The sequence below is a fragment of the Nocardioides sediminis genome (assembly GCF_003047295.1).
Classification (GTDB): Bacteria; Actinomycetota; Actinomycetes; order Propionibacteriales; family Nocardioidaceae; genus Nocardioides; species Nocardioides sediminis.
On record NZ_PZYZ01000005.1, the window covers coordinates 126,796 to 147,967 of the forward strand.

The window sequence follows — 21,172 nt, forward strand, 5'->3', positions numbered from 1 at the left end:
AAGGCTCCCGGGCTGTCTCAAGAATGTCTCGTGGGGACAACGCTACCTGTTGGGTGGCTGTTCCCGCACGCCGGGACCGACCGAATCGCCGAGACGGGCCTCGGAACGGCTCAGCGGTGGTCCCCGACGAGCCGGACACGGCCCTCGCCGCCCTCGACGACCTCGCCGGCGACCCAGGCGGGGATCCCGTGGCCGTCCAGCACGGCGACCGCCCGGTCGGCCACCTCGGCCGGCAGCAGCGCCACCATGCCGACCCCGCAGTTGAGGGTCGCCTCGAGGTCCTCGCGGTAGACGTCGCCGACCTCGGCGACCAGTGAGAAGACGGGCGGGAGCGACCAGGTGCCGCGGTCCAGGGTCGCGGACACCTCGACCGGCATGACCCGCTCGAGGTTGGCCGCCAGCCCGCCGCCGGTGACGTGGGACATCGCGTGGACCTCGGCCTGCGTGGCGAGGTCCAGGCAGGCCTTGGCGTAGATCCGGGTCGGCTCCAGGAGCTCCTCCCCCAGGGTGCGGCCGAGCACGTCGACGTCGCGGTCCAGCGACCAGCCCGGTCCGCCCGCCCCCAGCAGGACGTGCCGGACCAGGGAGTAGCCGTTGGAGTGCAGGCCGCTGGAGCCCATCGCCAGGACGACGTCCCCCGGCCGGACGCGCCCGGGGCCGAGCAGCCGGTCGGCCTCGACGACGCCGGTGGCCGCACCCGCCACGTCGTACTCGTCGGGGGCGAGGAGGCCGGGGTGCTCGGCGGTCTCGCCCCCCACCAGTGCGCAGCCGGCCACGACGCAGGCGTCGGCGATGCCCTTGACGATGGCCGCGATCCGCTCGGGGACGACGCGACCGGTGGCGATGTAGTCGGTCATGAAGAGCGGCTCGGCGCCGCACACCACGAGGTCGTCGACGACCATCCCGACGAGGTCGAAGCCGATGGTGTCGTGCACGTCCATCGCCTGCGCGATCGCGACCTTGGTGCCGACGCCGTCGGTCGAGGTCGCGAGCAGCGGGCGCTCGTAGCGGGTGAGCGCCGAGGCGTCGAAGAGGCCGGCGAAGCCGCCCAGGCCGCCGATCACCTCCGGGCGGGTGGCCCGGGCGACCGAGCCCTTCATCAGCTCGATGGCCAGGTCCGCGGCCTCGATGTCGACCCCGGCGGCGGCGTAGGCACCCTGCCGCCCTGTGGAGGGTTCGGTCGTGGACGTCTCGGGGTGGGTCACGTCGCTGTCGGTCACGTCGCTCCTGCGTTGGGGGTACGGCGAGGGGTCAGGGGTTGTTGAGCACGGGCAGCGCCACCCGGTCGGCCGCGGGCTCCAGGATCCCCTTGCCGAGACGCTCGGGCTCGGGCAGCGGGATCGGGTACTGGCCGTCGAAGCAGGCGCGGCACAGGTCGTCCATCGGCACCGAGGTCGCCTCGACCAGGTCCTCGAGGTCGATGTAGCCCAGCGAGTCGGCGTCGATCGAGCGGCAGATCTCGTCGGAGGTCAGGCCGTTGGCGATCAGCTCGGCCCGGGTCGCGAAGTCGATGCCGTAGAAGCACGGCCACTTGACCGGCGGCGAGCTGATGCGGACGTGCACCTCGCGGGCGCCGGCCTCCCGGAGCATGCGCACCAGGGCGCGCTGGGTGTTGCCCCGCACGATCGAGTCGTCGACCACGACGAGGCGCTTGCCCTCGATGACGTCGCGCAGCGGGTTGAGCTTGAGGCGGATGCCGAGCTGGCGGATGGTCTGGCTCGGCTGGATGAACGTCCGGCCGACGTAGGAGTTCTTGACCAGGCCCGTGCCGTAGGGGATGCCGGACTGCTCGGCGTACCCGATCGCGGACGGGGTGCCGGACTCGGGCACCGGGATGACCAGGTCGGCGTCCGCCGGGAACGCCTTGGCCAGCCGCCGGCCGATCTCGACGCGCACGCTGTGGACGCGCTGGCCGGTGATCAGGGTGTCGGGCCGCGCGAGGTAGACGAACTCGAACAGGCAGTGCTTGGGCGCCGGCTCGGCGAACTGCTGCGTGCGCAGCCCGTCCTCGTCGACGGCGACCATCTCGCCGGGCTCGATCTCGCGGATGAAGGAGGCGCCGACGATGTCGAGGGCGGCCGTCTCGGAGGCGATCACCCACCCACGCTCCAGCCGTCCCAGGACCAGGGGCCGGATGCCCTGGGGGTCGCGGGCGGCGTACAGGGTGTGCTCGTCCATCCAGACGAACGAGTAGGCGCCCTCGATCTGCGGGAGCAGGTCGGCGGCGCGCTCCTCGACCGTCTGGCCGGGGTGGTGCGCGAGCAGCTGGGTGACCACCGAGGTGTCGTTGGTCGACGCGGGCGGCATCCGCATCTGGAGGTCGAGCGTCTCCCCCTCCCCGTCGGTGACCATCTGGGCCAGCTCGGGGGTGTTGATGAGGTTGCCGTTGTGGGCCAGCGCGATGGAGCCCGTCGCGGTGGGGTGGAACGTGGGCTGCGCGTTGTGCCACGTGCTGGCGCCGGTGGTCGAGTAGCGCGAGTGGCCGACGGCCACGTGCCCCTTGAGGGACTCGAGCGTCGACTCGTCGAAGACCTGCGAGACCAGGCCCATGTCCTTGTAGACCAGGATCTGCCGGCCGTTGCTCACCGCGATGCCGGCGGACTCCTGGCCGCGGTGCTGGAGCGCGTAGAGCCCGAAGTAGGTGAGCTTGGCGACGTCCTCGCCCGGGGCCCAGACGCCGAAGACGCCACAGGCGTCCTGCGGGCCCTGGTCGTGGGGGTCGATGGCAGTCGTCAGGCGGCCGTCACCGCCCTTGCGCTTGCTCGTCGGCGTGGGCACCACTGGAGTCTACGGGCCCTCGGACCACACGCGCGCGGCCCCGTCCACGATGGCCCCGCGGGGCGCGAGGTAGGCGCGCGCTCCCGTGGGTTCGCGCACGCTGCAGTGCGCGCGAACCCGCGGAATCACCGGGCGCCCGGTGATTCCGCGGCAGGACCGCTCAGGCGCCGAGGTTGCGCAGGAGCAGCGCCTCGGCGAGCACGACCTTCTCGAACTCCGCGAGGTGCAGACCCTCGTTGGCGCCGTGGGCGCGGGTGTCGGGGTCCTCGACACCGGTCACCAGCACGCTGGCCTGCGGGAAGGCCTCGAGGAACTCGGCGATGAACGGGATCGAGCCGCCGACGCCCATGTCGACCGGCTCGGTGCCGTCCCAGGCCTCCGCGAAGGCGGCGCGGGCCGCGTCGTACGCCGGGCCGGTGGCGTCGATCTGGGTGGCCTCGCCGGTGTCGACGACCGTCGTCTGGAGCGTGGCGCCCCACGGGACGTGCTTCTCGAGGTGCCGCTGGAGGCACTCGACGGCGTTCTGCGTGGTGTCCCCGGGGGCGATGCGCATGCTGATGCGGCAGCGGGCGGCGGGAACCAGGGTGTTGGAGGCGCCCTCGACCTTGGGGGCGTCGAGGCCGGTGATCGAGACGGACGGCTTGGTCCACAGGCGCTCGACGACGCTGCCCTGGCCGATCCACTCGATGCCGGGGGCGGCGCCGGACTCGGCGCGCAGGCGCTCCTCGGGGTACTCCACGTCGGCCGCCGGGCCGGAGTGCAGCCCCTCGACGGCGACGTCGCCGGCGTCGTCGTTGAGGCTGGCGATGAGACGGCTCAGGGCCATGATCGAGTCGGGGACGAGGCCGCCCCACATGCCGGAGTGGACGGCGTGGGTGAGCGTGCGTACCTCGACGTCCATCCGGACCAGGCCGCGCAGCGACGTGGTGAGGGCCGGCTCGCCGATGTCCCAGTTGCCGGAGTCGGCGATCACGATGACGTCGGCCTCGAGGCGGTCCTTGTAGGTGTTGAGCAGCTCGACCAGGGTGTCCGAGCCGACCTCCTCCTCGCCCTCGATGAACATGACGAGGTTGACCGGCAGCTCGTCGCCGAAGATGCGGACGGCGCCGAGGTGGGCGGCGATGCCGGCCTTGTCGTCGGCGGCACCGCGCCCGAACAGACGGAGGTCGCCCCGCCCGTCTTCCCTGGCAGTGGGCTCCCACGGCGGCGAGTCCCAGTCGGCGTGGTCGTTCTCGGGCTGGACGTCGTGGTGGGCGTAGAGCAGCACGGTGGGGGCGCCCTCGGGACCGGCCTTCTCGGCGATCACGGCGGGCGGGGCGCCGTCGTACGCCCGGACGATCTCGGTCTCGAAGCCCTCGGCGGCGAAGAGGTCACGGGTGGCCTCGGCGCTGCGCTCGACCTCGCCGGCGCGGGCCGGGTCGGCGCTGACGGACTGGATGCGGACCAGGTCCTCGAGGTCCTTGCGGATGCCGGGGAGCACCTCGGCGAGGCGGGCGCGGATGTCGATCGTCATGGCCCGCACCCTAGTCGGACAAGGTGCCGGCCGGACCCCGGCACCCTCGCCCGCCGACCGGCATCACGCGGTGGCCATCGCCGCCACCTCGTCCTGCACCGCGGCGGCGACGGCCGACGCCCCGCGCTCCCCCATGGTGATCGTGTAGTGGTTGGTGTCCTCCACCTCGCGGGCGGTGACCATCGGGAGTGTCTCCAGCATGCCCTCGAGCCGGGTGGCCTCGTAGAGCCCAGGTGTCTCGTCCAGGAGGCCGCGAGGAGCGGTCAGCAGGAGCGCCGGGTGCCGCACGCGGGTCAAGGCGGACGCGAGTGCCGTGCCGGTGTTGAGGTCGACGGTGTCGCGCGCCATCACGTCGTAGCTCGTGGCCGGTCGCAGCTCGGGCTCCTGCCCCACGAGGTCGTAGGCCAGGTAGTCCTCGAGCGCGGGCGTCCAGTCGGCCGCGAAGGCGGGGTGTCGTCGCCAGAAGTCGTAGTAGGCCTCGACGTCCGCGAACCGCATCGCCAGGCGTTCGGCGGTCGGGCCGAGCACGAACGAGATGACCTCGTCGGCCGTGAGACCCTCCGGCACCGCGAGGGGCAGGCCGCCGTCGACGAGGACGAGACGGCTCACCCGGTCGGGGTGACGGTCCCCCATCACGAGACCGACGAAGGCGCCCATCGAGTGGCCCACGAGGACGGTCCGGTCGATGCCCAGGTGGTCGAGGACGGCGACCAGGTCGTCGGCGTGGGCCACCATCCCCGCGTCCCCCTCGGGATGGCTGCGCCCCCGGCCACGGAGGTCGGGAGCCACGAGGCGGAACCCCGGGAGCCGCTCGGCGACCAGCCGCCAGGAGCGGTGCGAGGCGGTGATCCCGTGCACGAGCAGTGCCGTCGGCGCGTCGGCCGTGTCGGGCCCCCACAGCCCGACCCGGAGCGTGCCGCCCAACACGGGGACGTCCGTGGTGCGGTAGGGCGTGGTCATCGCGCGGTCCACCCGCCGTCCATCGTGTACGACGCACCGGTCACCATGCCGGCGGCGTCGGAGCACATCCACGCGACGAGCGACGCGACCTCGTCCGGCTCGACGAGGCGCTTGACGGCGCTCTCGGTGAGCATCACCTTCTCCACGACCTCGTCCTCGGGGATGTCGTGGGCCCGAGCCTGGTCCGCGACCTGCTTCTCGACCAGCGGGGTGCGGACGTAGCCGGGGTTGATGCAGTTGCTGGTGACCCCGTGCGGGCCTCCCTCAAGGGCCGTGACCTTCGACAGGCCCTCCAGTCCGTGCTTGGCGGCGACGTAGGCGGCCTTGAAGGCGCTGGCGCGCAGCCCGTGCACGCTGGACACGTTGACCACGCGGCCCCAGCCGCGGGCGTACATCCCGGGCAGCGCGGCACGCACCAGCAGGAACGGGGACTCGAGCATCACCCGGTGGATCAGGCGGAAGGCGTCGGGGTCGAAGTCGGGGAGCGGCGAGACCCGCTGGATCCCGGCGTTGTTGACCAGGATGTCCACGTCCAGCGCGAGGTCGTCGAGCGCGGCCGTGTCGCCGAGGTCGACGGTCCACACCTCCCCACCGATGTCCGCCGCGACCTTGCCGGCCGCGTCGCCGTCGACGTCCGCCACGGTCACGTGGGCACCCGCGGCAGCCAGCTGCTCGGCGGTGGCCCGCCCGATGCCGCTGGCGCCGCCGGTGACGAGGGCACGCCTGCCCTCCAGGTAGCGAACGCTCACTGTCCTGCCTCCTCGTCGGCCGGGAGTGCCCGGCCCTCGTCGCCCGGGCCCGGGGCCAGGGCGGTCTCGATGAAACGCATCATGTGGTCGAACACGTGCGGGTCGATCTCGGTCGGCCGACGGTCGTCGGCGTCGCGCTCCCAGAGGATGTAGCGGGCTCCCACCAGCTCGCCGATGCCCATGAGGGCCCAGGCGGCGACCTCGGGGTCGATGTCGGACACCTCCCCGGCGGCCTGGGCGGCGCGCAGGCCCTCGACGTACCCGTCGACGATGCGCGTGTAGTGCAGGTGGAGCACCTCCGGTGAGACCTGCTCGGCCTCCCGGACCACCCGGTAGAGGGCCGGGTGCTCGGCGGTGAAACGGAAGAAGCCCGCGAACCCTGCGCGCTCCGCCTCCAGCCGGGTCGAGGCGCCCTGCATGGCCTCGGCCATCGAGTGCCGCACCCGGCGGTTGAGGTCGATGACCAGCGCCTCGAAGATCGTCCGCTTGCTGTCGAAGTAGAGGTAGAACGTGCCGAGCCCGATGCCGGCGCGTTCGGTGATCTTCACGACCGAGGCCTCGTGGTAGCCGAGCTCGGCGAACACCTCCTCGGCGGCCTCGAGCAGCTTGCGCTGCGTCGCCTGCCCCCGCTTCGTACGCCGCGGGGCGTCCGCGGACTGCGGGTCGGCGCGCCGCTCGACCTCGCTGAAGTCGGAGGCGGTCACCGCGCTCCCCTCCCCACGGCCGGGACGACCTCGACCCGGCGACGCAGGTCGGCGCGGGCGATCTTGCCGATGCCTGTGCGCGGGAGGTCCTCGAGCACGTGGACCTCGCGCGGGGCCTTGAAGCCCGCCAGGTGCTCGCGCGCGTGGGCGAGGACGTCCTCGACCGTCAACCGGGCACCGGGGACGGGTTGCACGAACGCGACGCCGACCTCGCCCCACACCTCGTCGGGGACGGCGACCACCGCCGCGTCGGCGACCAGCGGGTGACTGACCAGCACCGCCTCGACCTCGGCCGGCGCGACGTTCTCGCCCCCGGAGATGTAGATGTGCTTGAGCCGGTCGACGATGCGGTGGCAGCCGTCCTGGTCGCGGGCGGCCAGGTCGCCGGTGCGGAGCCACTCCCCGTCGAGGGCCGCGGCCGTGCGCTCGGGGTCGTGGAGGTAGCCGGTGAACACTCCGGGGCCACGCACCTGCAGCTCCCCCTGACCGACGCCCTCCACCGGACCGTCCTCACCCACGAGTCGCACCTCGACACCGGGATAGGGCCAACCGACCGCCTCGGGATGGTCGGCCGCCTCGCTCGGTGGCAGGTAGAGGACGTTGGCCGAGGCCTCGGTCAGGCCGTAGCCCTGGCCCACCTGGACGCCGTGCTGGGCCCACACGCGGCGCAGCGACTCCGGCATCGAGGCCCCTCCGACCACCGCGTGGCGCAGGCTGACCAGGTCGGCTCTCGGGAAGGTCGGGTCGGCGGCCAGGAGGTGGAGCTGCGTGGGCACGCACATCATGGTGGTCACGCCGCGATCGGCCACCAGTCGCAGCACGCGTGCCGGCTCGAAGGAGCGCTCCAGCACCACGGTCGCGCCGTGCCACCACGCCGCCAGCGGCTGGCAGTTCCAGGCCGCGACGTGGAACTGCGGCAGGGTCGCCAGCACGACGTCGCAGTGAGTCAGTCCCGTGGCCTCGGCCATCGCGAGGCTGTTGGAGGCGACGTTGGCATGGCTGAGCACCACACCCTTCGGCGAGGCCTCGCTGCCGGAGGTGAAGACCACCAGCAGGGGGTCGTCGTCGACCGGGCCGCGTGGCTCGGGCCCGCGCTCCGGGCCCGGCGTCCGGACGGGAACGGTCGACTCCACCCCGGTGCTGCCGGGTGCCGTCATCGGCACCGCCAGCCCGGCACGGTCGAGCGACGCGCGGGCGAGTCGCTGCAGCTCGTCCTCGGCCACCACGAGCGACGGTCGGGTGGTGGCCATCATCGGGCCCAGCTCGGACGGGGTGAGCCGCCAGGACATGGGCACCAGCACGAGCCCCGTCCTGGCACACGCGAGGAACAGCACCACGTGCTCTGCCGAGTTGCCGGTCAGGGTCACCACGCGGTCGCCCACGGCGTACCCGGCCTGTGTGAGGCCACGAGCGAGCTCGTCGCTGCGCCGGTCGAGCTCGGCGTAGGTCACCGGCACGCCGCGGTCGTCGATCGCCACCTTGGTCGGGTGCTGCCGGGCGCTGCCGGCGAGCCACTCGTGGAGCGTGCGGGGCCTGCTCACGGCTGCGGCTCCAGGACCCGCTGCTCGCCCTGGTCGTCGGCGGCCTCGAGCACGGTGGCACCGCTGCGGGAGCGACCGCGACCGAACCCCGAGCGTGCGGCGCCGGCGATGCCACCCGGCATGAACAGCACGACGGCGATGAAGAGCGCACCCAGGATGAACATGGGCTCCGACAGCGGGACGTGCAGCACGGTGGGGAGGGACTCGATCGCGTCGGAACCGGCGAGCAGCGTGAGCCGCTGGTTGAGCAACGTGTAGATCACACCGCCGACGATGGCGCCCCACCTCGACCCCACGCCACCGAGCACCACCATCACGAGCACCGTGACTGTGAGGTCGGCCCCCACCGACCGCGGCACGGTCCCGGACTGGAGCAGCAGGTAGAGCACTCCTGCCAGCGACGCGACCGCGCCACCGACCACGAAGACGAACAGCTTCGCCGTGTAGGGCTGCAGCCCCAGCGACCGCACCCGCAGCTCGTTCTCGCGGGACGCCGCGGCCACGTGACCGACGCGGGACCGGTCGACCCAGAGGACGGCCAAGTAGGCGATCACGACGACGGCCAGCGCCAGCCAGTAGAGGTTGCGGGTGTGGACCACGCCGACGAGCGCGGCGGGCACGTGCTCGGTGTCGAGCGAGAGGCCCTCGTCGCCGCCGGTCAGCCCGTCCGGGTTGCGACGGACGAGCACCGAGCCGGCCTGGGCGAACGCGAGGGTCACCATCGCGAACGGGATGCCGGACACCCGCAGGCTGACCGCGCCGGTGACCAGCGCGACGGCCAGGGCACCGAGGAGCGTGAGGGCGACGGCCGGCCACAGCGACAGGTCGGTCCGCTCGAGCACGATGCCCAGTCCGTAGGCGCCTCCGCCGAAGTAGAGGGCGTGGCCGAACGAGAGCATCCCGCCGGTGCCGAGGAGCATGTTGTAGGAGAGCGCCAGCGTCGCGTAGACCATGCACAGCGCGAGGAGCTGCAGGGCACCCGGCGTGTACGTCGGGCCGGGCAGCACCCCCGGGACCTGGATCGCGAGCAGCGGCAGCACCGCCAGAAGGGTGACGACGGCGACTCCGAGGCCGAGGGACGTCCATGAGGACCTGCGCATCAGGCAGCCACCTTCCCGAGGATGCCGGCCGGGCGGACCAGCAGGACGACCGCCAGCGCCAGCACGATGACGAAGTCGCCGGTGCCGCCGGCGTAGTAGTTGGCGAACTGCTGGAGCAGGGCCACGAGCACCGAGGCGACGGCCGCGCCGGTGAGCGATCCGAGTCCACCGATGACCGTGACGATGAAGGCGAAGATGAGGAGGCTGCCGCCCAGGGTGGGTGAGACGTAGCCGAAGTAGTGCGACGCCAGGACACCACCCAGGCCGGCCGCCGCTCCGCCGATGGCGAAGACGAGGGTGAAGGCGCGGCGCACGTCGATGCCCAGCGCGGTCACCATGGCCCGGTTCTCCACCCCGGCGCGGATGATCATCCCGTAACGGGTCCTGCGCAGGAACACGACGATCGCCACCAGCACCAGCACCGCGACGGCGATGATGAGGAACCGGTCGTTGGGGATGCGGGCCCCGAGCACGCCCGTCGTCTCGTCGAGCCAGGCGGGGCCGCGGATGAAGTCGGCGTCCGTGCCCCAGATGCCCTCGAAGAGGGCCACCGTCGCGAGGGAGAGCCCGACGGTGACCAGCACCTGCTCGATGTGCCGGTCGTAGAGCGGGCGGATGAGGAGCAGCTCGGTCAGCGTCGCCACCAGGGCGCCCACGAGGGCACCCACCAGCACGGAGGCGACGAAGCCCGTCCAGCTGCTCGGGTCCATGCGCTGTGCGACGGCCCAGCCCAGGAAAGCCCCGAGGGTGAGGAACGAGCCGTGCGCGAAGTTGAGCACGTGCATGAGGCCGTAGATCAGCGACAGGCCCGACGCCACGAGGAAGTAGAGCGCACCCAGACCGAGGCCGGTGGCGAGGAGCAGCACGAAGGTGCTCATCGGGCAGCTCCCTTGTCGTCGTGGGTCTCGGCGTGGACGCCCAGCAGGCGCTGGGTGAGCGCCTCGTCGGCGAGGAGCGCGGCCGCGGGCGCGGCGTGGACGACCCGCCCGCCGGCGATGACGACCGCATCGCCGGCCAGTCGGCGTACGACGTCCAGGTTCTGCTCCACGAGCAGGATCGGGACGGTCTCGGACGCCGCCTCGAGGGCGTCCGCCACCTGGTCGACGATCAGCGGGGCCAGCCCCTTGGTCGGCTCGTCGACGAGCAGCAGGCGGTTGTCGTTGAGGAGGGCGCGCGCCAGGGCGACCATCTGCTGCTGACCCCCCGACAGGGTGCCCGCCATCTGGTCCCGGCGGGCCACGAGGTCGGGGAAGAGGCGCTCGACGAGCTCGCGCCGCGGCTCGGGCTGGCGCTCGGCGAGCCGGAGGTTCTCAGCGACCGTCAGACGGGAGAAGACCTCCCGGTCCTCCGGCACGTAGCCGACACCGCGCTGCACCACCCTGTGGGTCGGCAGGCCGTCGATGCGCTCGCCGGCAAGGGTGATCTCGCCCCGGCGCTGGTAGAGGCCCATGACCGCCTTGAGCGTGGAGGTCTTGCCCACGCCGTTGCGACCCAGCACGGCGGTGATGCCGGTCGCGGGGACCGTGAAGGACACGTCCTCGACGACCTGCTGGCCGGCGACGGAGGCCGACAGGTGCTGCACGGAGAGGATGGGCCCGCTCATGCGCTGGCTCCCAGGTAGGCGCTCTGGACCGTCGGGTTGGCCATGATGGCCGCGGGGGTGTCGAAGGCGATGATCGTGCCGGAGTACATGACCGCGACCTTCTCCACGAGGCCGAGCAGGACCTCCATGTGGTGTTCCACCATCAGGATCGTGCAGCCCTTCTCGCGGTGCATGGAGCGGATGGTCTCCGACAGGCCGGCGACGTCCGCCGATCCGACCCCGGCCATCGGCTCGTCGAGGAGGACCACGTCCGCGTCGGTGGCCCTGAGCACGGCGATCTCCAGCTTGCGCTTCTCGCCGTGCGACAGGACGCCGGCGGCCAGGTCCAGCTTGTCGCCGAGCCCGACCTCGCGGAGGTGCTCGACGGCGTCGCGGGTGGCGCGGTCCCCAGCACGGGGGAACCGCAGTGGCGACAGGCTGCCGCCGAGGGCGACCTGGGCAGCGATCCGGACGTTCTCCCGGACGCTGAGCTGGGGGAAGAGGCTGGAGGTCTGGAAGGTGCGGCCCAGCCCCGCCCGTGCCCGGCGGTGCACCGGCATGCCGGTGACGTCGCGGCCGTCGAGGTGCACCGTGCCGCTGGTCGGCCGGGCGATGCCGGAGACGACGTTGAACAGGGTCGTCTTCCCGGCACCGTTGGGGCCGATCACGCCGATGAAGGATCCCTTCTCGACCTCCAGGTCGACGTCCTCGAGGATGGTGGCACCTCCGATGCGGAGGCCGAGGTCCGCCACCTGCAACGCGGGCGTGGCTGGGGTCGACACGAAGTTCCCTCTTCCTGCGGTCGGCAGCTGTGGTCCGGGCCGGCTGTCTCAGCCGGCCTCGGGCGGGGCGACCTCGTCGGCCGGGACCGTCTCGACCAGCTCGGCCTTCCACGAGTCGCCGTCCTTGACCAAGCGGGCCTGGTACATGTCCTGGATCAGCGCGTGGTCGCCCTCACGGACGGTCACCTCGCCCTTGGGCGCCTCGAAGCTGTGGCCCTCCAGAGCGGCGATCATGGCGTCCACGTCGCCCTGGCCCTCCTCGATGGCGTGGACGATCATCTGGGCGGCCGTGAAGCCGTCGGGGGTGAACAGGTCGACCTCGGACCCGGCCTCCTCGACCGCCTCGACCATCGCGGTGTTGACGTCGTTGTCGGGCGCGTCGGCGAAGTAGTGCGAGAGGAAGCTGATCCGCTCGGCGACCGGTCCGTAGGCGCCGTACGACGCGACGTCACCCAGGCCGGTGACGACGGGGGCGGCGTCGAACACGCCCTGCTGGGAGAGCGACTGCCACATCGAACCGGTCGTCTCACCGGCCCACGCCACGAACACGAGGTCGGGCTTCTGGTCCTTGAGCTGCTGGGAGAAGGAGGTGAACTCCTTGATGTCCTCCGCCACGAGCAGCTGCTTCACCTCGGCGCCCTCGGCGCCGAGCAGGGCCTCGACCGCGTCGGCGCTGCCCTGGCCGAAGGCGTTGTCCTGGGCGTAGACCACGACCTTCTGCCCCTCGATGTCCTCGAGGAAGGTGCCGGCGGTGGCGACGTCCTGCAGGCTCTGGCGGCCCGACCGGAAGGTGTAGCCGTTGATGCCGGTGATGGCGTCGGCGGCGGCAGCACCGGAGACGTAGAGCACCTGGTTCTGCTCGGCCTGCTCGGCCATCCCGAGAGCGACTCCGGAGGAGACGGTGCCGGTGAGGATCTTGACGCCCTCGCCGATGTACTCCTTGGTGAGCTGGACCGCCTTGTCGGGGTCGGCGGCGTCGTCGCCGTTGCGAACCTCGATCTTGATGCCGTCGACCTCGCCGGTGCCGTCGGTGGCGTAGTCCAGACCTGCGTCGAAGCCGTCCAGGAACGCCTGGCCGTAGATCGCGAGGGGACCGGTCTCGGAGGTGATGACGCCGACCTCGACGGTCTCGACGCCGCCCTCGGCGCCGCCGTCGCCGCCCTCGGTGGCGGAGGGCGCACATGCCGACAGAGCCAGGACAGCCGATGCGGCAACGGATCCCAGGAGGTGCTTCTTGGTCACGCTCATCGCTGACAAGCCTTTCGGTGTGCGGCCTCAAACCTGAGACCTGATTCGGGTTTCCGAAACATAGGTGCGGGCCGAGCCGGGTGTCAAGGACCTGCGGCGCGTCGGGCGGTCGGGCGTCGACGGGCGTGCGACCCCGCTGGCGAGCGTGAGGGACGGTCGGAGGCACCGCCGACCAACCCGCACGACCGGGAGGGTCGGGGGTCGCCCGGAGCCGAGGACTGGGGCGGGGCGGTCAGGCCCAGGCGCCCTCGCGCCGCTCCATGGTGAGGTGGCGCTCGGCGTCGGTGAAGCCGAGGCTGCGGTAGATCCGGATCGCGTCGCCGTCGTGGTCGGCGGCGATCACGAGCACCTCGATCCCGTACGCCGCCAGCGCGTGCTTGCCGGCCGCGTGCACGACCGCCGCGGCCAGGCCCTGGCGCCGGTGGTCAGGGTGGGTCTCGACGCTCTGGTAGCGCGCGATGCCGGCGTGGGTGACGAAGATGCCGGCCGTGCTGACGAGCTCGTCGCCGACGAACGCGGCGTACCGCCGGCCGAGGCCGCGGGCGACGAGGCCGCGCTCCTGGTCGTTCTTGCGGCGGGCGTAGGTCATGAAGGTCGCCTCGTCCATCCGCGACCAAAGCGCGTGGCTCAGCCGGGCGCGGCGCTCCCAGTCGTCGTCGCTCTCCAGCGGGCGGACGACGACCTCGTCGGCGACCGGTCGCGGGGCGACGAGCGAGCCAGTGGTGAGCACGACGCCGCTCTCGACCTCGAGCCCCGCGTCGACGAAGGGCTGGACGGCCTCGGTGAGGTCCTCGGTGCCGTCGACGCCGATCGAGACGTGCTCGGCCGTCGGGAACTCGGTGTGGAAGGCGCCGATCACCTCGCGCTCGCCGCCGGGGACGGGGAGCTGCTTGAGCAGGATGAAGTTGCCCCAGAAGTAGGTCGGGTTGGCCGGTGTGCGGACGACGAGGTGGGTGCCGCGGTCCTCGATCTCGCTGCCGGTCATCTCCAGCAGGCGCAGGTCGGTGCGGAAGCCGAGCGAGCGGATGTCCATTCAGTCCTCGATCGTCGGGCGGGTGGTGAGGGGAAGGTACGGCGTGAGGTCGGTCCGCTCGCCGCTGGCCAGCACCCGCCCGCTGGCGACGGCGTCGTGCCAGGCCAGCTCGCCGGAGGCGACCGCGATCCAGGTGTCGATGTCGGTCTCGACGACGGCGGGCGGGGTGCCGCGGGTGTGCCGGACGCCGGGGACCACCTGTACCGCGGCCACCGGCGGCACCCGGACCTCGACGGAGTTACCGGGGGCGCGCTCGGCCAGTGCGGCGAGGAAGTGCTTGACCAGGAGGCGGTCGTCGGCGGGGGTCCGGCTCTCGAGGGCCGATGCGACGGCGGCAGGGTCGGCGAGGCGGAGACGGGCGGGCACACCGGGAGGTTATCCCGCACAACTCGGGCAGTTCGCGGCGCAGGGACGGGCGTCGAGCGTGGCCCACGTGCTCGAACACGCGAACTGCCCGCGGCGTGCGGTCAGGCGATGGAGTCGAGGACGGCGACGATGTCGGCCCAGGCCGTCGACTCCACGTCGATGACCCCGAAGTGGCCGCCCTCGACCTCGACCAGCTCGGCGTCGGCGCCCGCCGTACGGGCCGCCGCGACGTAGTCGCGGGACTGGCTGATCGGCACGACGTCGTCGTCGGGGGCGTGCACCATCCAGGCGGGGACCTCGAGGGGGACGTGCCGGGCGGGGTCGGCGAGCTCGTAGTCGGGGCTGTCCGGCGCGCTGCCCATCAGCGCCTCGACCGCACCCGTGCCCAGCTGCTGGTCGTACGCCGCAGTGAGGTCGACGACGCCGGCCTGCGACACGACGTGGGTCACCGGGACGGTCGTCGGCCAGGGCTCGAACCGTCCGCGCGCCGCCGCCCAGGTGGCGAGGTGGCCGCCGGCCGAGTGGCCGAGCGTGACCACGGTGGAGGTGTCGACGTCGGCGTCCGCGAGCGCCTCGATCGCGGCGTGGACGTCGTCGAAGGTCGCGGGGAAGCCGCCGCCGTTACCGACGCGGCGGTACTCCACGTTGAGGGTCGTCCATCCCCGGTCGGTCAGGTCCTTGGCGAGCGGCACGCCCAGCGACGCGTCGTACTCGGCCTTCCAGAAGCCGCCGTGGATGACGACCACGACGCCGCGGCTCGCGCCGTCGGGCCGGCGCAGGTCGGCGAACTGGGAGGGGTCGTCGCCGTAGGTGAGTCGTTCGGTCATCGGGTCCTCCGTGGTCGCGTCCTGGGCGGGTTCGTCGGGGCGGGACGTGTCGTCCGCGCCGCAGGCGGCGAGGGCCGACAGCACCCCGACCGCGGCCAGCAGCGCCCGCCGGCTCACCGGCCCGGGCCGACGCACGTCAGGCCCGCAGTCAGGCCAGGGCGGTCGGCAGGGTCGCGCGCCAGGCGTCGCGCAGCTCGGCGACGGGCACCTCGAACTGCCCCTCGACCGAGACGGCGTCTCCTCCGGTCCGACCGATCGGGGTGACGGGTACGCCGTGGCGCTCGGCGAGGGCCACGAGGCGGTCGGCGTCGTCGGTGGTCACCGTCACGATGGCGCGAGCAGCGGACTCGGAGAAGAGGGCGACGAAGGCATCCCCGCCGGCCACGTCGTCCACCGAGACCGAGACACCGATCCCGTTGCGGAAGGAGGCCTCCGCCAGGGCCTGCGCCAGTCCGCCGTCGGACAGGTCATGGGCACTGGTGACAAGCGAATCGCCGGACGCGTCGGCCAGCAGCGCGCCCAGGGCCCTCTCGGCCGTCAGGTCGACCCGCGGAGGCAGGCCACCGAGGTGGCCGTGCACGACGTGCGCCCACTCCGAGCCGGAGAGCTCCTCACGGGTCTCGCCGAGCAGGAAGACGCGCTCACCGGCGGCGACGAAGTGGCTCGGAGTGCGCTTCGTGACGTCCTCGATAACGCCGAGGACGGCCACGACGGGCGTGGGCAGGATCGCGGTCTCGCCGGTCTGGTTGTAGAGGCTGACGTTGCCGCCGGTCACCGGGATGCCGAGCTCGAGGCAGCCGTCCTTGAGGCCTCGGCAGGCCTCGGCGAACTGCCACATGACGTCGGGGTCCTCCGGTGAGCCGAAGTTGAGGCAGTCCGAGATCGCGAGCGGGCGGGCGCCGCCGGTGGCGACGTTGCGGTAGGACTCGGCCAGCGCGAGCTGCGCCCCGGCGTAGGGGTCGAGCTTGGCGAAGCGGCCGTTGCAGTCGGTGGCGACCGAGACGCCGAGGTTGGTCTCGTCGTCGACGCGCACCATGCCGCTGTCGGCGGGCTGGGCCAGCACGGTGTTGCCACGGACGTAGCGGTCGTACTGGTCGGTGATCCACGACTTGTCGCAGAGGTTGGGGCTCGCGACCAGGCGCAGCATCGTCGCGCGCAGGTCCTCCCCCGACCCGGGGCGGGCCAGCGCCTCGGCGCCGTCGGCCTGCAGGGCGTCCTGCCACGCCGGGCGGGCGAAGGGCCGGTGGTAGGTCGGGCCGTCGTGGGCGACCGAGCGCGGGGGCACGTCGACGACGCGCTCGCCGTGCCAGTCGATCTGGAGTCGGCCGGTGTCGGTGACCTCGCCGATGACGACGGCCTCGACGTCCCACTTGGCGCAGATCGCCATGAAGGCGTCGACGTCGCCGGGTTCGACGACCGCCATCATCCGCTCCTGGGACTCGCTCATGAGGATCTCCTCGGGAGCCAGGCTGGAGTCGCGCAGCGGCACCCGGTCGAGCTCGACCTGCATCCCGCCGTCGCCGGCGCTGGCCAGCTCGGAGGTGGCGCAGGAGAGGCCGGCGCCGCCGAGGTCCTGGATGCCGGCGACGAGGCCCGCGGCGAAGATCTCGAGCGTGCACTCGATGAGCAGCTTCTCCATGAAGGGGTCGCCGACCTGCACGCTGGGCCGCTTGGCGGGACCGTCGGCGTCGAAGGTCTCCGAGGCGAGCACGGAGACGCCGCCGATGCCGTCGCCGCCGGTGCGGGCGCCGTAGAGGATGACCTGGTTGCCGACGCCGGACGCCTTGGCGAGGTGGAGGTCCTCGTGGCGGAGCACGCCGACGCAGAGCGCGTTGACGAGCGGGTTGCCGAGGTAGGTGCTGTCGAAGACCGCCTCGCCGCCGATGTTGGGCAGGCCCAGGCAGTTGCCGTAGTGCCCCACGCCCTCCACGATCCCGGGCAGCACGCGGCGGGTGTCGGCCGCGTCGAGCGGGCCGAAGCGGAGCGGGTCCATCACGGCGACCGGGCGGGCGCCCATGGCCAGGATGTCGCGGACGATGCCGCCGATCCCGGTGGCGGCGCCCTGGTGCGGCTCGACGTACGACGGGTGGTTGTGCGACTCGACCTTGAAGGTCACCGCGTAGCCCTGGCCGATGTCCAGGACGCCGGCGTTCTCGCCGATGCCGGCGAGCATCTTGCCGACCGGCGTCTCCTGGGGGATCTCGCCGAACTGCTTGAGGTGCACCTTGGAGGACTTGTAGGAGCAGTGCTCGCTCCACATCACGGAGTACATCGCGAGCTCGCTGCTCGTGGGACGACGGCCGAGGATCTCGCGGATCCGGGCGTACTCGTCGGACTTGAGTCCGAGGTCGGCCCACGGCTGGTCCCGGTCGGCGTCGCCTGACGCGACGGCGACGGTGTCGAGGGTGCTGGCGCGTGTGCTGGCTTCGGGGAGGGCCTGCTGGGTCTCGGGCACGGACGCCAATCTACCGGCCGACGAGGTCGTGCCGGTCGGTCGGTCAGCCCGTGACCGGCGCCCCGCGCGCTCGGACGCCCGGGCGCGGCGGCGGCCCGGAGGGCGGCGACGAACTACTCCGTTGTAGTTCATTCGTTCCCCTGTTACGGGTGTGACGGAAGTGATTATGGTGGCGTGCCGTCGCCTCGGGGGACGGTCCGTCACCGAGTCGTGGGAGTCACCGTGCGCCGCCGAACCAGCCTGCTCGCCAGCCTTGCCGTCGCCCTCGCCGGCACCGTCCTCGCGATCCCGTCGCCGGCCGTGTCGGACCCGGCCTCCTCGTCCACGCCGTCCGCCCCGTCCGCGCGACAGGCGGCCCGGATCGCAGCCGCGACGCCCGGCGACTTCACCGGGCACGGCTTCGACCAGTGCGTCGCGCCGACCCAGGCCGCCATGGACGCGTGGATCAAGCACTCGCCCTTCCGCGCCGTGGGCATCTACATCTCGGGGGACTCCCGCGCCTGCCGCACCCAGCCCAACCTCTCCCCCACCTGGGTGGCGACGCAGGTGTCGCGCGGCTGGCGACTGCTCCCGATCGCGCTGGGTCCGCAGGCCTCCTGCCTCGACCGGTTCCCCCGCTACGACGACGACTTCAAGATCGACCCGAGGTCCGCGGGGAACTACGCCGCCGCCCGCGCCCAGGGCGTGGTCGAGGCCGACAAGAACGCCGCGGACGCGGCCGCACTGGGCATCGGCGCCGGCGCCACGCTCTGGTACGACCTCGAGGCCTTCGACCTCGGCAACACCAGCTGCCGCGAGTCCGCCCTGGCGTTCACCAGCGCGTGGGTCACCCGGATCAAGCAGCTGGGCTACGTCGCCGGCTTCTACTCCAGCGCGAGCTCGGGCATCAAGATGCTCGACGACGCCCGCCGGTTCCGGCCCGGCCAGTTCGCCCTGCCGGACCGCATCTGGATCGCCCGCTGGGACGGCATCGCCAACACGTCCACGAGCTACATCAAGGAGGACGGCTGGCGCCCCGGCGGCCGGATGAAGCAGTACCGCGGCGGCCACAACGAGACGTGGGGCGGCGTCACCATCAACATCGACAGCAACTGGCTCGAGCTCAGCGGGACCCCCGCTCCGCCGGCGCCCGCTCCCGCGCCGGCTCCCGCTCCCGCCCCCGCGGCCGTGGCGCCCGAGTCCCACTGCGGCGGCACCCGGGTCGACTTCCCGGCGTACTACACGCTCAAGCCGCGCGCGGCCAGCCGCACCCGCACCCTCGCCCTGCAGTGCCTGCTCAAGGAGAAGAAGCGGTACGTCGGCAAGCTGGACGGCGTCTACGACCGCGCGACCCGGCGCGCCGCCGGGGCGTGGATGAAGTCGCGCGGATTCACGCCCACCCGGACCTGGAGGCGCAAGCACTGGGTCGCGCTGCTCGCCGGCCAGGACCGGTCGGTGCTGGAGGTCGGCTCCACCGGACGGGTCGTCTTCCGGCTCCAGCGCGCGCTCACGGCGGCCCGGCAGAAGGTCGCCGTCACGGGCACCTTCGACGAGGCCACCCGGACCGCGCTGCTCGCCTACCAGGCGCGGGTCAAGGCGGCGCCCACCGGCACGACCGACGCACGCACCTGGCGGAAGCTGGCCAAGGGCCGCTTCTGAGCGAGGCGGCGCTGCGGTGACGCCCGGCTGGCTGCGTCAGGTCACGGGACCTCGACGACCCGGCCGTTGCGGGGCAGCCCGCCGCCGAACACGACCGGCAGCCCCCTGGCCGTCGTCATGTCCATCCGGTCGACGGCCTGCACGTGCAGGTGGGGCTCGGTGCTGTTGCCCGAGTTGCCGCACCCGCCCACGGGCTGACCGGCAGTGACGGACTCGCCGGGCGCGACCCGGATGCTGCCCCTGCGCAGGTGGCACAGGGCCACCAGCACCCCCGGCGCCACCTCGATCACAAGGTGGTTGCCGGCCAGGCCCACCCACCCGTCGCTCAGCCGGCGACGCTGGGTGAGTGCGTAGGACACCGACGGGAGCCCCCGGTGGGCGTCGTGGTCGGGATCGCCGTCGCGGGTCGCGAGGACCGTGCCGGACGCGGGCGCGAGGACCGGGCGCCCGAAGCCGGTGAACCGGTCCGGCGGCTCGGGGCGGAGCAGCGACGCCAGGCGCACCGGGGCCGAGCGACCCCGCGCGTCCACCGGCACGAAGTCGATCGCGTACGTCGACCCGAACAGGTCGGTGCCGTGGCTGGGCACCCGGTCGGCGGGGCTGTTCTGCACCAGCCACCTGCCCCGGAAGGGGTACGCGAGCCGGAGGGGGTCATCCGCCATGAAGGCTCCCCCGACGGCCGACCCGACGCACGACCTGGCTCCCGCCGTGGTTCGCGCCGTGGCTCATGAGTCCGGCGGATCAGGCGGGCGGGCCGACCAGCAGCGCCAGGCCCGTGAGCGCGAGGACGGCGACGACGCCGATGCCGACCGCGCGGCGCTGGTGCTCCAGCAGCCACCAGACCAGCCGCTGGACGGCCGTGGGGCTGTCGGCCCGCGAGAGCCAGGCGTCGCCCAGCAGGCCGCGCCGGTCGGCGTACCGCTCGAAGGGCAGCGTCGCGAACGGCGGCACCGCGGCGGCGAGGCCGAGGACGAGACGGCCCGGCGACCAGCGCTGGTCCACGGCCACCAGCAGCGTGGTCAGGCCGTAGGCGATGAAGACGACGCCGTGGACCATGCCGAAGACGCTGACCCCGAGCTCGGTCGTCTCGGTGACGTACTTGAGGAACATGCCGGCCAGCAGCAGCGCCCAGGTGATCGCCTCGGCGGTCGCGAGCGCGCGGAAGAGCCGGCGCGGGGAGACGGTGCTCATGCGAACGTCGCGGCAGCGAGCGAGGTGAAGAACCCGAGCCCGTCGGTGCCCGGACCGGTCAGGTCCTCCACCGCGTGCTCGGGGTGGGGCATCAGCCCGACCACGTTGCCGCGGTCGTTGGTGATGCCGGCGATGGCACGGGCCGAGCCGTTGGGGTTGTCGTCGAGGTAGCGCGCCACCACGAGGCCCTCCCCCTCGAGGCGGTCGAGCGTCGGCTCGTCGGCGACGAAGCCGCCCTCGCCGTTCTTGAGCACGATGGTGACCTCGGCGCCCTCGTCGTAGGCCGACGTCCACGCGGTGCGGTTGTTCTCGATGCGCAGGCGCTGGTCGCGGCACACGAACTTGCGGTGGTCGTTGCGGATCAGCGCGCCGGGGAGCAGGTGGGACTCGCAGAGAATCTGGAAGCCGTTGCAGATCCCGAGCACCGGCATCCCACGGCCGGCGGCCTCGACGACCTCGGTCATGACCGGTGCGAAGCGGGAGATCGCCCCGCACCGCAGGTAGTCGCCGTAGGAGAACCCGCCAGGGAGGACGACCGCGTCGACGCCGCGCAGGTCGTGGTCGCCGTGCCACAGGGCGACGGCCTCGTGGCCGCCGATGCGGACCGCGCGCTGCGCGTCGACATCGTCGAGCGAGCCGGGGAAGGTGACGACGCCGATCTTCATTCGGGGCCCCCGCGGAGGTGTGAGCGAAGCGAGCAGCTTC

The 21,172-nt window shown here is 72.6% G+C and carries 20 protein-coding genes; 1 reads left to right on the forward strand and 19 read right to left on the reverse strand.

What is annotated here, in order from left to right; all coding sequences use genetic code 11:
* Nucleotides 1-110: 110 nt before the first annotated feature.
* From purM to purL, 16 genes are all read right to left on the reverse strand, one after another.
* The gene (gene purM / locus DAI17_RS12975; protein WP_199905131.1) at nucleotides 111-1,205 is read right to left on the reverse strand and encodes a phosphoribosylformylglycinamidine cyclo-ligase; all 1,095 of its coding nucleotides are present in this window, start codon (nucleotides 1,203-1,205) and stop codon (nucleotides 111-113) included.
* Between the two features lie 46 nt (nucleotides 1,206-1,251).
* Nucleotides 1,252-2,778: an amidophosphoribosyltransferase gene (gene purF, locus DAI17_RS12980; protein ID WP_107773811.1), complete on the reverse strand. Its 1,527-nt coding sequence runs from the start codon at nucleotides 2,776-2,778 to the stop codon at nucleotides 1,252-1,254.
* A gap of 160 nt (nucleotides 2,779-2,938) precedes the next feature.
* Nucleotides 2,939-4,291 carry a dipeptidase gene (locus DAI17_RS12985; protein ID WP_107773623.1) on the reverse strand — a complete coding sequence of 451 codons (1,353 nt, stop codon included), beginning with the start codon at nucleotides 4,289-4,291 and terminating at the stop codon, nucleotides 2,939-2,941.
* Nucleotides 4,292-4,354: 63 nt separating this feature from the next.
* Nucleotides 4,355-5,251, reverse strand: a complete 897-nt coding sequence (locus DAI17_RS12990; RefSeq protein WP_107773812.1) for an alpha/beta hydrolase — start codon at nucleotides 5,249-5,251, stop codon at nucleotides 4,355-4,357.
* Nucleotides 5,248-6,000, reverse strand: a complete 753-nt coding sequence (locus tag DAI17_RS12995) for a 3-hydroxybutyrate dehydrogenase (protein ID WP_107773624.1) — start codon at nucleotides 5,998-6,000, stop codon at nucleotides 5,248-5,250. The genes DAI17_RS12990 and DAI17_RS12995 overlap by 4 nt, the downstream gene beginning before the upstream one ends.
* Nucleotides 5,997-6,704 (reverse strand): TetR/AcrR family transcriptional regulator, encoded by a 708-nt coding sequence (locus DAI17_RS13000; RefSeq protein ID WP_107773625.1) that lies wholly within the window; start codon nucleotides 6,702-6,704, stop codon nucleotides 5,997-5,999. Before DAI17_RS13000 ends, DAI17_RS12995 begins: the two co-directional genes overlap by 4 nt.
* On the reverse strand, nucleotides 6,701-8,245 hold the full coding sequence (locus DAI17_RS13005) for a class I adenylate-forming enzyme family protein (protein ID WP_107773626.1): 1,545 nt from the start codon (nucleotides 8,243-8,245) through the stop codon (nucleotides 6,701-6,703). The genes DAI17_RS13000 and DAI17_RS13005 overlap by 4 nt, the downstream gene beginning before the upstream one ends.
* Nucleotides 8,242-9,345, reverse strand: a complete 1,104-nt coding sequence (locus DAI17_RS13010) for a branched-chain amino acid ABC transporter permease (RefSeq protein ID WP_107773627.1) — start codon at nucleotides 9,343-9,345, stop codon at nucleotides 8,242-8,244. Before DAI17_RS13010 ends, DAI17_RS13005 begins: the two co-directional genes overlap by 4 nt.
* A complete protein-coding gene (locus DAI17_RS13015) occupies nucleotides 9,345-10,223 on the reverse strand; it encodes a branched-chain amino acid ABC transporter permease (protein WP_107773628.1) in 879 nt (292 codons plus the stop codon). The genes DAI17_RS13010 and DAI17_RS13015 overlap by 1 nt, the downstream gene beginning before the upstream one ends.
* Entirely contained in the window at nucleotides 10,220-10,948 is a 729-nt protein-coding gene (locus DAI17_RS13020; RefSeq protein WP_107773629.1) for an ABC transporter ATP-binding protein, read from the reverse strand. Before DAI17_RS13020 ends, DAI17_RS13015 begins: the two co-directional genes overlap by 4 nt.
* Nucleotides 10,945-11,709: an ABC transporter ATP-binding protein gene (locus DAI17_RS13025; RefSeq protein WP_107773630.1), complete on the reverse strand. Its 765-nt coding sequence runs from the start codon at nucleotides 11,707-11,709 to the stop codon at nucleotides 10,945-10,947. Before DAI17_RS13025 ends, DAI17_RS13020 begins: the two co-directional genes overlap by 4 nt.
* Nucleotides 11,710-11,757: 48 nt before the next feature.
* Entirely contained in the window at nucleotides 11,758-12,957 is a 1,200-nt protein-coding gene (locus DAI17_RS13030; RefSeq protein ID WP_107773631.1) for a substrate-binding domain-containing protein, read from the reverse strand.
* A gap of 232 nt (nucleotides 12,958-13,189) precedes the next feature.
* Nucleotides 13,190-13,990 (reverse strand): GNAT family N-acetyltransferase, encoded by an 801-nt coding sequence (locus DAI17_RS13035; protein ID WP_107773632.1) that lies wholly within the window; start codon nucleotides 13,988-13,990, stop codon nucleotides 13,190-13,192.
* Nucleotides 13,991-14,356, reverse strand: a complete 366-nt coding sequence (locus DAI17_RS13040) for a sterol carrier family protein (RefSeq protein ID WP_107773633.1) — start codon at nucleotides 14,354-14,356, stop codon at nucleotides 13,991-13,993.
* A 101-nt stretch (nucleotides 14,357-14,457) separates the two neighbouring features.
* Nucleotides 14,458-15,318: an alpha/beta hydrolase family protein gene (locus tag DAI17_RS13045; protein WP_234412488.1), complete on the reverse strand. Its 861-nt coding sequence runs from the start codon at nucleotides 15,316-15,318 to the stop codon at nucleotides 14,458-14,460.
* A 13-nt stretch (nucleotides 15,319-15,331) separates the two neighbouring features.
* Nucleotides 15,332-17,638, reverse strand: coding sequence for a phosphoribosylformylglycinamidine synthase subunit PurL (gene purL, locus DAI17_RS13050; protein ID WP_199905107.1), 2,307 nt, complete (start codon nucleotides 17,636-17,638; stop codon nucleotides 15,332-15,334).
* Nucleotides 17,639-17,860: 222 nt separating this feature from the next.
* Here purL and DAI17_RS13055 point away from each other — a divergent pair, with 222 nt between their 5' ends.
* Nucleotides 17,861-19,276 carry a glycoside hydrolase domain-containing protein gene (locus DAI17_RS13055; protein ID WP_159081523.1) on the forward strand — a complete coding sequence of 472 codons (1,416 nt, stop codon included), beginning with the start codon at nucleotides 17,861-17,863 and terminating at the stop codon, nucleotides 19,274-19,276.
* Nucleotides 19,277-19,317: 41 nt separating this feature from the next.
* On the opposite strand, the gene DAI17_RS13060 is transcribed toward DAI17_RS13055, so the two are convergent.
* From DAI17_RS13060 to purQ, 3 genes are all read right to left on the reverse strand, one after another.
* Entirely contained in the window at nucleotides 19,318-19,938 is a 621-nt protein-coding gene (locus tag DAI17_RS13060) for a M23 family metallopeptidase (protein WP_107773637.1), read from the reverse strand.
* Between the two features lie 79 nt (nucleotides 19,939-20,017).
* On the reverse strand, nucleotides 20,018-20,467 hold the full coding sequence (locus tag DAI17_RS13065; RefSeq protein ID WP_107773638.1) for a DUF3817 domain-containing protein: 450 nt from the start codon (nucleotides 20,465-20,467) through the stop codon (nucleotides 20,018-20,020).
* Nucleotides 20,464-21,132 (reverse strand): phosphoribosylformylglycinamidine synthase subunit PurQ, encoded by a 669-nt coding sequence (purQ, locus tag DAI17_RS13070; RefSeq protein WP_107773639.1) that lies wholly within the window; start codon nucleotides 21,130-21,132, stop codon nucleotides 20,464-20,466. Before purQ ends, DAI17_RS13065 begins: the two co-directional genes overlap by 4 nt.
* Nucleotides 21,133-21,172: the final 40 nt, after the last annotated feature.

What these genes read in the sequence shown, in the direction of transcription:
- DAI17_RS12985 (WP_107773623.1), bottom strand. Translation starts at nt 4,291, where the DNA reads ATGACGATCGACATCCGCGCCCGCCTCGCCGAGGTGCTCCCCGGCATC.
- DAI17_RS12990 (WP_107773812.1), bottom strand. Translation starts at nt 5,251, where the DNA reads ATGACCACGCCCTACCGCACCACGGACGTCCCCGTGTTGGGCGGCACG.
- DAI17_RS13010 (WP_107773627.1), bottom strand. Translation starts at nt 9,345, where the DNA reads ATGCGCAGGTCCTCATGGACGTCCCTCGGCCTCGGAGTCGCCGTCGTC.
- DAI17_RS13015 (WP_107773628.1), bottom strand. Translation starts at nt 10,223, where the DNA reads ATGAGCACCTTCGTGCTGCTCCTCGCCACCGGCCTCGGTCTGGGTGCG.
- DAI17_RS13020 (WP_107773629.1), bottom strand. Translation starts at nt 10,948, where the DNA reads ATGAGCGGGCCCATCCTCTCCGTGCAGCACCTGTCGGCCTCCGTCGCC.
- DAI17_RS13030 (WP_107773631.1), bottom strand. Translation starts at nt 12,957, where the DNA reads ATGAGCGTGACCAAGAAGCACCTCCTGGGATCCGTTGCCGCATCGGCT.
- DAI17_RS13035 (WP_107773632.1), bottom strand. Translation starts at nt 13,990, where the DNA reads ATGGACATCCGCTCGCTCGGCTTCCGCACCGACCTGCGCCTGCTGGAG.
- DAI17_RS13060 (WP_107773637.1), bottom strand. Translation starts at nt 19,938, where the DNA reads ATGGCGGATGACCCCCTCCGGCTCGCGTACCCCTTCCGGGGCAGGTGG.
- DAI17_RS13065 (WP_107773638.1), bottom strand. Translation starts at nt 20,467, where the DNA reads ATGAGCACCGTCTCCCCGCGCCGGCTCTTCCGCGCGCTCGCGACCGCC.
- purQ (WP_107773639.1), bottom strand. Translation starts at nt 21,132, where the DNA reads ATGAAGATCGGCGTCGTCACCTTCCCCGGCTCGCTCGACGATGTCGAC.